At 43.9% G+C, this 14,731-nt stretch carries 11 protein-coding genes and 4 tRNA genes; 12 read left to right on the top strand and 3 right to left on the bottom strand.

The window, feature by feature from the left end:
* Positions 1-152: 152 nt before the first annotated feature.
* The 3 genes from HL061_RS06130 to HL061_RS06120 form a co-directional block, all read right to left on the bottom strand.
* Positions 153-689, bottom strand: coding sequence for a hypothetical protein (locus tag HL061_RS06130; protein ID WP_252962626.1), 537 nt, complete (start codon positions 687-689; stop codon positions 153-155).
* A gap of 265 nt (positions 690-954) precedes the next feature.
* Entirely contained in the window at positions 955-3,843 is a 2,889-nt protein-coding gene (gene polA, locus HL061_RS06125; protein WP_227517200.1) for a DNA polymerase I, read from the bottom strand.
* 313 nt (positions 3,844-4,156) lie between these two features.
* A complete protein-coding gene (locus HL061_RS06120; protein WP_071002265.1) occupies positions 4,157-4,570 on the bottom strand; it encodes an organic hydroperoxide resistance protein in 414 nt (137 codons plus the stop codon).
* 254 nt (positions 4,571-4,824) lie between these two features.
* On the opposite strand from HL061_RS06120, the gene HL061_RS06115 reads away from it, so the two are divergent.
* The 12 genes from HL061_RS06115 (at position 4,825) to tuf (ending at position 14,660) form a co-directional block, all read left to right on the top strand.
* Entirely contained in the window at positions 4,825-5,727 is a 903-nt protein-coding gene (locus HL061_RS06115) for a hypothetical protein (RefSeq protein ID WP_240365926.1), read from the top strand.
* A gap of 181 nt (positions 5,728-5,908) precedes the next feature.
* Positions 5,909-7,504, top strand: a complete 1,596-nt coding sequence (locus HL061_RS06110; RefSeq protein ID WP_252962625.1) for a peptide chain release factor 3 — start codon at positions 5,909-5,911, stop codon at positions 7,502-7,504.
* A gap of 362 nt (positions 7,505-7,866) precedes the next feature.
* Entirely contained in the window at positions 7,867-8,721 is an 855-nt protein-coding gene (locus tag HL061_RS06105) for a DUF3298 and DUF4163 domain-containing protein (protein WP_083328872.1), read from the top strand.
* 116 nt (positions 8,722-8,837) lie between these two features.
* Positions 8,838-10,046, top strand: a complete 1,209-nt coding sequence (locus HL061_RS06100) for an FHA domain-containing protein (protein ID WP_071002263.1) — start codon at positions 8,838-8,840, stop codon at positions 10,044-10,046.
* Positions 10,047-10,283: 237 nt separating this feature from the next.
* On the top strand, positions 10,284-11,780 hold the full coding sequence (gene trpE / locus HL061_RS06095; protein WP_071002262.1) for an anthranilate synthase component I: 1,497 nt from the start codon (positions 10,284-10,286) through the stop codon (positions 11,778-11,780).
* 194 nt (positions 11,781-11,974) lie between these two features.
* Positions 11,975-12,050: transfer RNA gene (locus HL061_RS06090), tRNA-Thr, on the top strand.
* A gap of 67 nt (positions 12,051-12,117) precedes the next feature.
* Positions 12,118-12,201: transfer RNA gene (locus HL061_RS06085), tRNA-Tyr, on the top strand.
* Between the two features lie 85 nt (positions 12,202-12,286).
* Positions 12,287-12,360 (top strand) — tRNA-Gly (locus HL061_RS06080).
* 103 nt (positions 12,361-12,463) lie between these two features.
* Positions 12,464-12,538: transfer RNA gene (locus tag HL061_RS06075), tRNA-Thr, on the top strand.
* A gap of 211 nt (positions 12,539-12,749) precedes the next feature.
* The gene (locus HL061_RS06070; protein WP_071002261.1) at positions 12,750-13,067 is read left to right on the top strand and encodes a DUF6122 family protein; all 318 of its coding nucleotides are present in this window, start codon (positions 12,750-12,752) and stop codon (positions 13,065-13,067) included.
* A 275-nt stretch (positions 13,068-13,342) separates the two neighbouring features.
* Complete coding sequence (locus HL061_RS06065) at positions 13,343-13,489, top strand: GTP-binding protein (protein WP_290127444.1); 147 nt, start codon at positions 13,343-13,345, stop codon at positions 13,487-13,489.
* Complete coding sequence (gene tuf / locus HL061_RS06060; RefSeq protein WP_071002260.1) at positions 13,470-14,660, top strand: elongation factor Tu; 1,191 nt, start codon at positions 13,470-13,472, stop codon at positions 14,658-14,660. Before HL061_RS06065 ends, tuf begins: the two co-directional genes overlap by 20 nt.
* Positions 14,661-14,731 lie beyond the last annotated feature (71 nt).

Here is a 14,731-nt window from a genome sequence, read left to right as displayed (position 1 = left end):
ACTAGTAGTAAGGTGTCACAGGATGTTCAAAAAATGTAAGGCGATTGCCAAAAAGTAAAACGGCCACTCATATGGAGCAGCCGCTTGTCATTATAGGGTCGTTTATAGTTTTCTTATGATGTCAGTAAAGAGAGAGCATGATAATGATTGTACTAATGATTGACATGCTTGAGCTCATAATTGAACTTCTGTGTCAGACACGATTCATAATCAGCCAGCTTAAATCGCCATAGGTAGGTCAAGGCAATCGCGTAAATCGCAGTTTCAGATAGCTCTTCTACAATCTCTCCAAAGGTATGCGGGAACATAATGGCGTTCTCTCCCATATACTGTATGATTGCCAGCGCGGTAACGATGAGATAGAGTGAGACAGGCACGTGTTTTAACACTGCCCATAGGTAATGTCTTGAATAAACCAATAAACCAAGCGCGACGAGATAAATGACAGTCAGTACACTGTCTTCCCACCAATCATAAGACTGATTTAAGAAAGAAAAATTACTTGGCACTAATAAGTCTGGTAAATAATTCAGCTCGCGACGAATCACAGCGACAAACACAAGTAGCCCTGCCAGCCAAAAGGCCCGAATTTGTTTAACGTGACTTTGTGCAATGTACTGCATGCAACGCAGCAAACAGACGAACAATAGGATCATACCAGGAATTTCAATAATGCCATCTGAACTCAAAATAACTGGCTCCTGCGTATCAAAAAAATGTGTCAAAAACAAAAAAGTGAGCCCGTAGGCTCACTCTAAACCAAAAAACATCTAACGAAATATGCATAATCTACTATGACGCTATTATAACCCAATATGGTAATAATAACGTCATAGAATATAACCAAGTAGTCATAAGTGGTTGTTTATATAGATGATACAGTGGGTTTCAAAACCCATCATAACCCATAATATCTTTAAGCTCGCTAGCGTTCTAAGTTGACCAAATCAATGATTAATGCGCCTCATCCCAGTTTTGACCGCTATCAGTCTCAACCAGTAACGGTACAGCAAAGTCGACATGCCAGCCTTTATCTACGGCCGTAGTCGTCAAGACATCTTGCATGGCATCGGTAATCAATTGGCTAACCGCGTCTACCTTATCGGCATCCACTTCAAACACCAGTTCATCATGGACTTGCAGCAGCATTTTGGCTTGATCTTTTGGCAATACCTTATCAACGGCAATCATGGCAAGCTTAATCAAATCAGCGGCAGATCCTTGTAGCGGCGCGTTGATTGCGGCACGCTCAGCGCCTTGCTTGACCATACGATTGCTATGATTGATATCAGGGGTATAGAGTTTACGGCCTAATATCGTCTCGACATAGCCTTGCTCGTACGCGCTAGCACGCGTATTAATCATATAGTTTTTGACACCCGGATAGCGCTCAAAGTACATATCGATATAGTCTTGCGCTTCACCGCGGCTCATCTGTAATTGCTTGGCAAGTCCAAAGGCACTCATCCCGTATAGCAGACCAAAGTTAATGGCTTTGGCATTACGGCGTTCAGTTGGGGTAACGTCCGCAACATCCTTGCCAAGCACTTCAGCAGCAGTCGAAGCATGAATATCTAGGCCTTCGTTAAAGGCATGCGTCAAGTTCTTATCACCTGAGAAATGCGCCATGAGACGAAGCTCGATTTGTGAATAATCCGCGGCCAAGATCACGCGACCTTCTGGGGCGATAAAGGCTTGGCGAATCAGGCGGCCCGTCGCCGTACGAATGGGAATATTTTGTAAGTTAGGATCAGTTGATGACAGACGGCCAGTACTGGTCAGTGCTTGATGGTAACTGGTATGCACGCGGTCGGTCTCAGCATCTGCAACATTATCGAGTGCATCGGTATAGGTGCTTTTTAGCTTAGACAGCCCGCGATACTCTAAGGTGATATCGACTAATGGGTGATCGATTTTTGATAGAACCGCTTCACCAGTCGAGTATTGACCAGATTTGGTTTTTTTGCCGCCCGGCACGCCAAGCTTGTCAAACAGCATCTCACCAAGCTGCTTCGGTGATCCTAAGTTAAACTCTTCGCCAGCCACTTCATAAGCACGTTTTTCTAGGGCGATGATTTCTTCATCAAAGCGTTTTGATAGCTCGTTTAAGAAAGAGCGTTTGATGAGAATACCATGTGCCTCCATTTGGCAAAGTATCTCTGCCGTTGGAATCTCGAGCTCGTGTAGCAATTTGGCATTATTGGTATCATTTGCCAGCTCAACGCTGAACACGTCAAATAACTGATAAGTAATATCAGCGTCTTCACAAGCATAGTCACTGGCGATATCGATAGCCACTTGGTCAAAGGTGACTTGCTTCGCGCCTTTACCTGCGACTTCCTCAAAGCTAATGGTCTGCGTTTGCAGATAATGGCGTGCCAAATCGTCCATACCGTGTCGAGTCGCTGCCGCATTGATGACGTAGCTTGCCAGCATGGTATCCATCGCCCAGTTATTTGGCTGCTCATGTATCGCACCGACTAAGTCAATATCATAGTGAGCAAGGATATGCGCATCATACTTTAGATGCTGTCCGATTTTACCGATATTTGGATTCTCTAACACAGGCTTTAAGCGCGCCAGTACGGTATCGCGGTCGAGTTGTTTCGCTGTTAGCTCATCACCTTCTAAGCGGTGGGTGAGCGGAATATAATAGGCTTCATGCGCTTGCACCGCAAAAGACAGCCCGACGATTTGCGCCTCGCGCCAATGAACACTGGTGGTTTCGGTATCAATGACAAAGTGCGGCGCTGCTTCTAATAATTCGACCAAGCTATCAAATGCTGGCTCATCGAGCACAGTGTGCCACGCTTTATCTTGATGGTTACTGCCCGTCATATTATCAGTGTTGGTCGATTGCAGTGATTTGGCAACTTGCGCTTGTGACTCAGCATTGGCTTGGCTATCAGCGACACTTTGCGCGCCATTCGCAGGGTGGTTTGGATGATCAAGAGATGCCAGCTCATTTCTAAATTCAAGCTCGGTATATAGGGCGCGAAGCTCCTCTATATGCGCACAAGGGTCGGTATTTATTTTTAAGTCGTTCCAGTCTTGGCCGATTTCCAAATTGGTGACGATGGTAGCAAGCTTTCTGTTAAAAGGAATGTCATCGGCATGTTCGATCAAACCTTTTGCGCCGCGGCCTTTGATAAAGCCAATGTGCTTGAGCATGTTGTCGATGTCACCATACTCAACCAACAAGTCTTTGGCGGTCTTTTTACCGATACCTGGCACGCCTTTGATACCGTCAGAGCTGTCGCCCATAAGCGTCAAAAAATCAATCATTTGGTTTGGGTTAATGCCGAACTTATCGATTACCGCTGGTGTATCCGTGACTTTACCAGTAAAGCTGTCTTCTAAGATGACGCAATCATTAACCAACTGCATCATGTCTTTATCACCCGTTGAGATGACCACATGGTGACCTTGCTCGACAGCACGATAGGCAAGTGTACCGATGATATCATCGGCCTCTGCACCCTCAATACGTAATAGCGGAATACCCAAGGCGCTAACCAAACGATGAATATAAGGAATTTGCTCTACCAGTTCTATATCGATAGGCGGACGAGCGGCCTTATAGTCAGACGACATATGATGGCGAAAAGTCGGTGACTTGGTATCGAAGCATACAGCCATATGAGTAGGGTGATAACGACGCATCAGTTTTAGCAGCGCATTCAAGGTACCGCGAATCGCATTGGTGATTAGACCCTGCGAGTTTTGCATGGTCTTTGGGAGGGCATGATAGGTGCGAAACAGATAATACGAGCCGTCGACTAAGATAAAGGGCGGCTGATCTTTGTCTACATGACTGGTATCCATCAGCGCGACGTTAGGCATGTCGTCAAAATTCGGTAAGGTTTTAGGATCGAGTGCTTGATGGGAGTTGTGGTCGTGATCGGCGGTATTGTCAGCTATATTATCAGTCATAAAAGTCACTTATCAGCTATTAGATAAAAATATGTCCTTATTATAACGATAAAAACAGTGCGTGCCGAACTGCTTAACCGTTACGAGATGTTCTGGCAGTTTTATTTTTACACCAAAATTTCAAACAAAAAAAGAACCCAGACCAGCTGAGTTCTTCTATAATTAACGTATTTTTAATTAACTACTTTCTTAATTAATCATTGATAATGAGTCTCATAATGCGTTACTTTACTTCTGAGGTGACTTCAACATCGATATTGCCGCGTGTGGCTTTAGAATATGGGCACACTTGGTGCGCTTTCTCGACCAACTGTTGAAACTCGTCAGCTGACAATTCTGTATTTTCACCAATGACATGAATTTTAGCAGCCAGTTTATAGTCATGGCCTTCGCCTTGAAGCAAATCTACTTCAATTGAAGTGGTTGAATCAAACTTTGCTTTTTCCATTTGCTTAACAGCTGCAAGGGCGCCATCAAAGCAGGCACTGTATCCCATGGCAAATAGCTGTTCTGGGTTATTGCCCTCTTTTCCAGAGCCTGGTGGTACCATGTTTATAGTCAGGTCATTGTCACTTAAGCTTGCTGAACCTGCACGGCCGCCAGTAACAGTCGCTTTGGTTGAATATAAAGTTTTCATAACACATCCTTTGTTTTGGTTTTTAGATTTTCGTGGTAAAGCCAAATAACCAACCTAGGATAACAAATCATTAAAACAGCTCAGTAAGTCGGTAGTAAATCTTTACGACAAGTTTGTAAATATGACTTTTGGAGCTCTCTACAGTAGCAATACCTGCTGGTGCTAATAAACAAAATGACCAAAGCCATGTGGTTGGTCATATTAATATCATCAAATTGGGTGATAAAAAATCTAAATCATAAGGACATTGTTCGATGAATAGAGTGGTTGCGATATCTGGTGTTTTCTTCTGGACAATGCTTGCGCTCATAGGCTGTGAAGTAGATGACGCCAGTTATGGTTCTGATAGCGACAATATTACGTTGACGAGCTTTGCCAATAGTTACGATAGTAAGGCCAACGATACTGCCATTGCACGCATCGATGAGACCTATCGTACAGGCGCACGCGAGATCAAAACCACCAATCTCATCAACAGTTATAGCAACCAGAGTCTCAATGATTTAGACAGAACCATATTGGCAGATAATTTCGAAGGTCGACTCGAAAACAAAGACATCGAAGTCAATGGTCGCACGGTCAAGCGTCCTATTTATGAAAAAAACAGTAATAACAAACTGGACTATCAAACCACCTATCAAACACTGAACTTGTCGGGCTTAACGACCCGCAGTTATAGCGCGGGCACGAGTATTGAAGAGCGCCGCGGTATTCTCACCGATTTGAGCAACTACTCAGAAATTCCATCCGATGTTGCTTTCCCTGAAGGCTCCGTTTGTTACATTCCAGTCGTGACAAGCGAGCGCTCATTTTTGGCTTTCAATGACAAAAATAAGACAGGCTATTCGTCATTGGAGAAATGGATCGAAGCTGCTAAACAACGCTTTAGTGACGACAGAGATCATATGACCTCTCAGTTTGGTGTTGGTATAGCAAATAAGCAAAAAGCGGCGCAAGTGATGTTCTTTGAATACAAAAATCAACCTGCCTATGAATATAGTGGTGTTGAATATGGGAAGGATATTTATGAGGCAAATTATGTTGCCAAAGGTAGCACCGATCCAAATATAGATAGCCGCTTTGGCGTGGTAGATTGTACGCTTGTCAATGAGGTCGCAGGAGACTTTATAACGGAGCAAATCAAGCGCTATTATTAAAATCAAGCAAGCCCTACGCTGACGGTTAAAAATTTTGTTAACACGCTTTGTCTGACTGATAGAGCGTGTTTTTTGTGCGTGAACTCTGCACCCTAACGCGAAATCGGCTACAATACGCTCATTATTGATTTTATTTATTTAGATTAACTTCTAAATGACACAACTGTTGAAGCTGAAAACTATGAGCGTAGATCCAAAAAAACTAACCAAAGAAGTGGCCAAGCGCCGCACCTTTGCCATTATCTCGCATCCCGATGCTGGTAAAACCACCATGACTGAAAAGCTGTTGTTATGGGGACAAGCGATTCAGGTCGTAGGCGAAGTCAAAGGCCGTAAGACCGATCGTCATGCCACCTCAGATTGGATGAGTATGGAGCAAGAGCGTGGTATCTCAATCACCACGTCTGTCATGCAGTTTCCGTACAAAGACCACATGGTCAACCTACTAGACACCCCAGGTCACGCCGACTTTAGTGAAGATACCTATCGTACGTTGACTGCCGTGGATAGCGCACTGATGATGGTCGATGGCGCAAAAGGTGTCGAAGAACGAACCATCAAGCTGATGGAAGTTTGTCGCATGCGCGATACGCCAATCATTTCGTTCGTCAACAAGCTCGATCGCCAGATTCGTGAGCCGCTTGAGCTACTGAGTGAAATCGAAGCGGTACTAAAGATTAAATGCGTGCCCGTCACGTGGCCGATTGGTATGGGACAGGATTTTGTTGGAGTGTATCACCTTGCAGAAAACAAAACCTACTTATACGAGAAAGGCAATGGCGGCAAGATGACCGTCTCTGAGACCCGCGAAGGCTATGATTATCCTGATATACGCGAGCGTCTAGGTCAGCTGATGTTTGATGCTTTTGAGGAGTCACTCGAGCTGGTACAGATGGCGCTAGAAGAGTTCGATGTAGAGGCGTTTTTGGCAGGTGAGATGACGCCAGTTTTATTTGGCACGGCATTGGGTAACTTTGGTGTCAATATGGTACTCGATACCTTGGTCAAATACGCGCCACCACCAAAAGCCCATCCAACGACTGAGCGTAAAGTATCAGCAACCGAGACCGATTTCACAGGTTTTGTTTTTAAGATCCAGGCAAATATGGATCCACGTCACCGTGACCGCATCGCCTTCTTGCGCGTGTGCTCTGGCAAGTACGAGAAGGGCATGAAAATGAAGCACGTGCGTCTGGGTAAAGACGTTCGTATTGCCGATGCCTTGACCTTTTTGGCAGGCGACCGTGAAGCATTAGAAGAGGCGTATCCGGGCGATATTATTGGTTTGCATAACCACGGAACGATCTCTATCGGTGATAGCTTCACTGAAGGCGAGGAGCTGAGCTTTACCGGTATTCCTCATTTTGCTCCTGAATTGTTCCGCCGCGTGGTACTAAAAGATCCGCTTAAATCAAAAGCCCTGCAAAAAGGACTACAGCAATTAAGTGAAGAGGGTGCCACGCAGGTATTTATGCCGCAAATCAATAATGATTTGGTCTTGGGCGCGGTTGGGGTGCTACAGTTTGAAGTGGTCGCGCATCGTCTCAAAGAAGAATACAAAGTGCAATGTACCTTTGAGCCAGTATCGATTGCCACTGTACGCTGGATTCACTGCGATGATGACGTGGCTTTGGCAAAGTTCAAGAAAAAAGCCCATGACCAGTTATCAATCGATGGTGGTGGTTATCTGACTTATCTTGCGCCATCACGGGTCAACTTACAATTGATGCAAGATCGTTATCCAGAGATCACCTTTAGCAGCACGCGTGAGCATTAAGATTATTTGTATCAAATATACCTGCATCGCTTATTGTTCAATGATTAAGACACGCTAGCCGTGTCTTTTTTATTGTCCGTTATTTATGCGGCAAATGAGTCAAGAGAGGTTTTGAGTGATTATAGTTAAGTCTAAATAAAAACGATACAGGATAATAAATTCATTTGATTAAACGCTATTTTTCTTGCTTGCTGTGACTACGTCTCCAGAGGCTGCGCAAAATAGCGTGTAATCTTATTGTATCGATTTTATAGTGAACCGACTATAGCAACACTTCAAAAACACAAACAGTGTTCCTACAATACAGCGTCATTGTTACGGTAGAATGTATTACAACATTTTATATTTATAAAAGAGGATGCATGAAAGCTATGGTTCAATCTCATCTTAATAGGTTCACGCTGACGCATATTTCTTTAGGCAGAGTAGGGCGTACACGGCGAATTGGTCTCTTAGCAAGCGGTTTACTGATGGGTGCCGCTAGTCTGTCCGCAAATGCAGGTAGCCTTATCAGCTCAGCAGAGTATCTCGATTATCAGTTACCAGAAAAAATTCAAAAGATGTGTACTGAGCGTGATAATTGCCCAGAAATTGAGATTAAATACCTTAAGACAAATCATGGTTGGATAGATAAGACAGTCAATGCACGTATTGATAATTTGGTGGTGAATAGCAAGCCAACTGAGTCAGCACCTATTAAGACGAAAAGCAGCCAGGAAGACGTAACTGCTGCGATTAATGACTTTGCGACATCGCAGTTTCAAGATATGCCTGAAGAGGTTTCGTGGGCTTATAGCTTGATGGTGACGCCTGATTACTTGGGTCACGTCAATAACTTTGAGCTGTTCGAAATCAACTCCTACGTCTTTACTGGTGGTGCACACGGCATGCCTTATAGCGAGTATCTAACGTTTGATCTGACCACCAAAAAACAAGTCACTCTTGATGACATGCTGATCAAAGGCAAAAAGCCTCGTTTTGAAGCACTCGCGCATGATGCGTATAAAGCATGGGTAAAGACCGTCGCTGATGATGTCAGTAGCTATGAGAAAAGCTGGCCGTTTATGTTGAGCGACAATGTGACCTTGACAGAGACAGGGATTAACATTCGGTATCAGCACTATTCTATCGGTCCATACGCCTACGGTATGCCGGTATTGAGCATTCCGTATAGCCAGCTTGATAAGGTCATCAAGCCTCACTTTATACCAAAATAGATCAAGCACATGACCACTAATTATGCTCTCTATCATAGAGTGATCAGTGAATAAAAATTGACAGTAATTTGCTTAAAATCGTTTGAAAATTAATAGAAAAAATAAGGAGTAACAAGATGACGGATAATACAGATAGTGTGAGCACGGCAGCACAAGCCAGCACATGGCAATTAAATGCATTAACAGAGGCACTGGGCGATCTGACACTGACAGTCGAGGATAGCTTGTCTGTAGGTCGCGGCGGTGACAATGATGTGGTACTCGGCAGCAAGCAAGTATCTCGCAATCATGCCATTCTAAGCATACTTGATGGTCAGTTATACGTAAAAGACTTAGACTCTTCTAACGGTACCTTTATCAATGATCGACGTATCGCGGGCAACGAATCAAACCTTCTACAGGCTGAGGATACGCTTGGATTTGCAAGCTTTAGCTTTCAGGTACAAGCGCCTGTCGCTGCTACAGCAGATGGGACACTAGAGCCAGTCATAAAGGACGATACAGTAAGTAGTGTCAGTGATGAGACTGCCCCAGCAGAAACTACTGAGAATTTGCATGATGAATATATCATCGAAGAGCATATCGTCAGCGAGCCAATCGTAAAGCAAACGAATATTGAAGAGATTTTACCCACTGCAGAGGATGCAGAGAGTCCATCTGTCGATACTACTTCAAACACCGTAGTAGATTCAGCAAGTGCGCCTGTAGTTGACAGAGCGGAAGTGGCTGAACCAGTGCCTCAAGAGCCAGTAGTTAAAGAGACTGGTATTGAGGATGTCTTGTCGGCTGCACAAAGTGCTACGCCTGCATCGATTGAAACAGCACCAGAAGAGTCAGAGCCTGTATCTGAAACGCCTGTATCTGAAACGCCTGTATCTGAAACGCCTGTATCAGCGGCGACTGAGTCAACTGTAACGGAGTCAGAAGCTGTGACGACTGCAGAGCCGTTGACCCCAACAGTATCTACTGATGATGAACCATCAGTATCGCAGCCAACAGTAAGTGAAGAACCTGTAGTAAATGAAAAACCAGTAGTAAGTGAAGAGCACGACAAAACGACAAAGACTGAATTACAAGAAGAAGCCGATCCTGATGTCTTAAAAGCCAAGCAAGCAGCGACCGCGCAGTTTTCGGGTACGGCAAATTTAGGGCGGGATCATGATCTTGGCACCCAAGGCAATAATGCCATGGATCAAGAAATCAGTAATCCAGCTCATACAGGACAAGTAGAGAAAAAATCTAGCGGTGGTTGGTTTATATGGGTATTTGCTGTCATTTTGATTATTGGCTTGGCATTATGGCTATTTAACATGGGCGTTATGTAGGGACATCGATCCGTAGTTTGAATACGAGCGTTTATCCATAGCTATCCTGATTGATAAGCAGTCCGTTAGCTCAGTTAGTTTATGAAGGTTGAGGCCTGAACTTAACTGCTGTATGAATCGTCATTCAGACAAACTGCTTTTTATAGCGCTAACATTCAAATACGGTGTTGGCGCTATATTTTATGGTTCAGTCCACTGTTTTATTTTTTGCCATTCTGCTGCTAAGAGAGCGTTACTATGATGACTTTCCAAGAATATCAAGCGTTTAAAGATCGGGGTTTTAGTCATGCACCCTTAGTCAAAAAACGTTTGATGGATGCACAGACGCCAGTGTCTGTGTTTTCCAAAGTACGTGATTTAAACGGCTCTGCATATTTGTTTGAGTCTGTGGTAGGCGGTGAGCGCTGGGCAAGATACTCGATGATCGGCTTGGGTAGTGATCTTATTTTACAGTACGCTGATGGCAATATGACTACCAAGCGGAACGATCATATCGATACAGCAGCAGTAGAGAATCCTTTTGATTATATCCGTCAGTTGATGGTGCAGTATCGAATGCCGACTTCTGAAGATGTGCCCACCATGCCAAGTTTTAGCGGCGGCCTAGTCGGTTACTTTGGTTACGACATGGTACGTATCATTGAGCCTAGTGTGGGCCTATCTGACGCACCCAATCCAATGTCAATGCCAGATATGTGGCTGATGCTTTCCATGAGTGTCATTGTTTTTGATAATTTAGAAAATACCTTATCGATCATCGTCTATGCTGACTGTCAAACCGAGGAGGGCTACAGCTTAGCTATCCGTGAGTTGGAAAAAATCGAAGAGAAGTTGGCAGAACCGTCCAATTTGTCCGCGCCAGTGATGCCCACACCAAAATTTATCTCGCAAACCGGTATGGAAAAGTACTGCAGCGACGTTAAGAAAATAAAAGACTATATCGCAGCAGGCGACGTCATGCAGGTGGTTCCAGCACAGCGGTTGACGGCAGATTACACAGGCGACTCTCTAGCCGTCTATCGTGCATTACGCTATCTAAATCCATCGCCGTATCTGTTTTTGGTGCATGGCTATACGCTTGATGATCACAAACGCTTTGATATCATTGGCGCTTCTCCTGAAATCCTGTCCCGTATCGAAAACGGTAAAGTCACCGTACGGCCACTAGCAGGGACGCGCAAGCGTGGTCAGAATGAAGCGGAGGATCTGGCACTTGAACAAGAGCTGCTCACTGATGAAAAAGAGACTGCCGAGCACTTAATGCTTATTGATTTGGGTCGCAATGATATCGGCCGTGTTTGTGAATATGGCAGTGTCAAAGTTACAGACAAGATGTTTATTGAGCGCTACTCACAAGTCATGCACATCGCGTCCAATGTGGAGGGTATGATAAGGTCTGATAAAGACGCGCTAGATGTATTTTGTGCCACGTTTCCAGCGGGTACACTATCAGGCGCGCCCAAGATTCGCGCGATGCAAATCATTGATGAGATAGAGCCAGTACGTCGGACAGTATTTGGTGGTTCAGTGGGCTATCTAGGTTGGAATGGCAATATGGATACCGCCATTGCTATTCGTACAGCAGTGATGCGCCGCGGTGAAATCCATATCCAAGCAGGCGCAGGTGTTGTTGCTGATTCTGTGCCAGAAGCGGAGTGGGATGAAACCAATAAAAAAGCATTGGCGTTGGTCAAAGCGGTAAAAATGGCCTGTAATGGACTACGCATTCGCTAGTTATATAGCCAGCTATGCAGCGCATATAATCACAACAGATCAGAAGAGCAATTACGTTGTTATTTTTCTATCAAAAAAATAACAACGTAATCAGTAGCTTGAATATTATTATTAAAATAATAAAAAAAAAGATAAAAAAGGGCTTGCGCATCTCAAAATATTTGATAGAATAGCCACCACTTTAGAGAGAACAAGCCGACTTAGCTCAGTTGGTAGAGCAACTGACTTGTAATCAGTAGGTCGCCAGTTCGATCCCGGCAGTCGGCACCATCTCTTTTAAAGTAGCTTTTTATGAATTTGTCTTAAATGAGAGTCATTTTTGTTCAAAGCACCCTTAGGTGGGATTGGGGAGCGGTCAAACCCAACAGACTGTAAATCTGTCGCGAAAGCTTCGAAGGTTCGAATCCTTCTCCCACCACCATATTTTTTTAAAAGTTTGTTATAGCGCCAAGCATGCTCTATATAGTTTCTAACTCTCAACTAGAGTTATTAAGATTAGAGTAAATGCGGGTGTGGTATAATGGTAACACCTTAGCCTTCCAAGCTAATGACGCGGGTTCGATTCCCGCCACCCGCTCCATATATACACCATCGCAAAGCCTATTAATTATTCATCACGACATCAGTTATTACTACTGTATCGTGATATTTTTTTTAGTGCAGCTCAAAGGTTTACACTATACGCTCATATAGCTCAGCGGTAGAGCACTCCCTTGGTAAGGGAGAGGTCTCGAGTTCAATTCTCGATATGAGCTCCATTTATTATGTAAATCCTCTATGCTTGTTTTGCTATTTATATATAGCTTTGCGTCGATATCGAAAATATAAAATATTGAAACATATAAAATTAGTACGACAGGTAACGATTTAAAGGTGACACTGAGGTGTTGCCTTTTAGTGCTGTCAGCATATTAATAAATATTGCTTTTGATGATTCGATATCAACAGAATTAAAACTGGTAAACGAGTATGCAAACGTTTATACATTACTTTTTGCATTTTGGTTTCCCTCTCGTTATCGCAGTTGTATTTTTTAAGAAAGAGTGGAAAAAAGCATATCTGATATTGCTTGCGACTATGTTAGTTGATTTGGATCACTTAGTAGCAGACCCGATCTTTCAGGCTAATAGATGTAGCATTAATTTTCATCCGCTACATACGTATTATGCGATGCTGGTATATGTTGCTTTGCTCTTTTTTCGTAAGCCTTTTAACATCATTGGGATTGGATTGCTTTTTCATATGTTAACGGATTTTACGGATTGTTTGATGATGTCATCTAGCTGATATAATAGCTTTGCACATCGAGCCGTTAAACGGTTATAAGCAGTAGCATATTTAAGACCTCTTTAGATAATAGAAAAATAGGTTTCGAGCAAGAGATGTATGACTATTGAGGATAAGCCGGCGTATAATAACGGATACAAAAATTAGTTCGAAGTGCTGTTTGATAAGAAGCAGTGGTTCGTGCGGTTGATAGCTAGGTTTATGATGAGTTAGTTTTATTATGAGCCATTAAACAGCTTTTTATTGATCATTCACCAAAAAAAGAGGAAATACCCATGGCAAAGGCCAAGTTTGAACGTAGCAAGCCACACGTCAACGTCGGTACCATCGGACACGTTGACCATGGTAAAACCACCCTTACCGCTGCAATCGCAACCGTAGCTAAAAAAAGAGGAAATACCCATGGCAAAGGCCAAGTTTGAACGTAGCAAGCCACACGTCAACGTCGGTACCATCGGACACGTTGACCATGGTAAAACCACCCTTACCGCTGCAATCGCAACCGTAGCTGCAATCACCTCTGGTGGCGAAGCAAAAGACTACGCGTCTATTGACTCAGCACCAGAAGAAAAAGCACGTGGTATCACCATCAACACCTCACACGTAGAATATGACACAGACACACGTCACTACGCACACGTAGACTGCCCAGGTCACGCCGATTATGTTAAAAACATGATCACAGGTGCCGCTCAGATGGACGGCGCAATCTTAGTTGTATCAGCAACTGACGGCCCAATGCCACAGACTCGTGAGCACATCTTGCTATCACGTCAGGTTGGCGTACCATACATCATCGTATTCATGAACAAATGTGACATGGTAGATGACGAAGAACTACTAGAACTAGTAGAAATGGAAGTTCGTGAACTATTGAACGACTATGACTTCCCAGGTGATGACACCCCAATCATCCACGGTTCTGCTACTGAAGCCCTAAAAGGCTCACAAGAAAAATACGGCCAACCAGCCGTTGTAGAACTACTAAACGTACTAGACACCTACATACCAGAGCCAGAGCGTGACGTTGACAAAGCATTCCTAATGCCAATCGAAGACGTATTCTCAATCTCAGGTCGTGGTACCGTAGTAACTGGCCGTGTTGAATCTGGTATCGTAAAAGTTGGTGACGAAATCGAAATCGTTGGTATCCGTGACACTCAAAAAACCACCTGTACTGGTGTAGAGATGTTCCGTAAAATGCTTGACGAAGGTCGTGCTGGCGAAAACTGTGGCGTACTACTACGTGGTACTAAGCGTGAAGACGTACAACGTGGCCAAGTACTAGCGAAGCCAGGTTCAATCACGCCTCACACCAAATTTGACGCTGAAGTATATGTACTGTCAAAAGAAGAGGGTGGTCGTCACACACCATTCCTAAACGGCTATCGTCCACAGTTCTACTTCCGTACCACTGACGTAACTGGCGCAATCCAATTACAAGACGGTACTGAAATGGTCATGCCTGGTGATAACGTTGAGATGGGCGTAGAGCTTATCCACCCAATTGCTATGGACAAAGGTCTACGCTTCGCTATTCGTGAAGGTGGCCGTACTGTAGGCGCTGGTGTTGTTGCTAACGTATTGAACTAAGACTTAAGTCTCAGTAATGAGATTATGAATTAGTCATAAAAAAGCCACCCTATCTAGGGTGGCTTTTTTTT

This window comes from Psychrobacter sp. PSP (genome assembly GCF_024085615.1).
GTDB lineage: Bacteria > Pseudomonadota > Gammaproteobacteria > Pseudomonadales > Moraxellaceae > Psychrobacter > Psychrobacter pacificensis.
The sequence above is the reverse complement of the archived record's forward strand: the minus strand, read 5'-3'. Positions and strand labels throughout refer to the sequence as shown.

Bases quoted from the DNA above. Each gene is read 5' to 3' on its own strand.
- HL061_RS06110 (WP_252962625.1), top strand. From the start codon at position 5,909: ATGAGCGTAGATCCAAAAAAACTAACCAAAGAAGTGGCCAAGCGCCGC.
- polA (WP_227517200.1), bottom strand. From the start codon at position 3,843: ATGCCTAACGTCGCGCTGATGGATACCAGTCATGTAGACAAAGATCAG.
- HL061_RS06100 (WP_071002263.1), top strand. From the start codon at position 8,838: ATGACGGATAATACAGATAGTGTGAGCACGGCAGCACAAGCCAGCACA.
- HL061_RS06115 (WP_240365926.1), top strand. From the start codon at position 4,825: ATGAATAGAGTGGTTGCGATATCTGGTGTTTTCTTCTGGACAATGCTT.
- HL061_RS06070 (WP_071002261.1), top strand. From the start codon at position 12,750: ATGCAAACGTTTATACATTACTTTTTGCATTTTGGTTTCCCTCTCGTT.
- tuf (WP_071002260.1), top strand. From the start codon at position 13,470: ATGGCAAAGGCCAAGTTTGAACGTAGCAAGCCACACGTCAACGTCGGT.
- trpE (WP_071002262.1), top strand. From the start codon at position 10,284: ATGATGACTTTCCAAGAATATCAAGCGTTTAAAGATCGGGGTTTTAGT.
- HL061_RS06120 (WP_071002265.1), bottom strand. From the start codon at position 4,570: ATGAAAACTTTATATTCAACCAAAGCGACTGTTACTGGCGGCCGTGCA.
- HL061_RS06105 (WP_083328872.1), top strand. From the start codon at position 7,867: ATGAAAGCTATGGTTCAATCTCATCTTAATAGGTTCACGCTGACGCAT.
- HL061_RS06065 (WP_290127444.1), top strand. From the start codon at position 13,343: ATGGCAAAGGCCAAGTTTGAACGTAGCAAGCCACACGTCAACGTCGGT.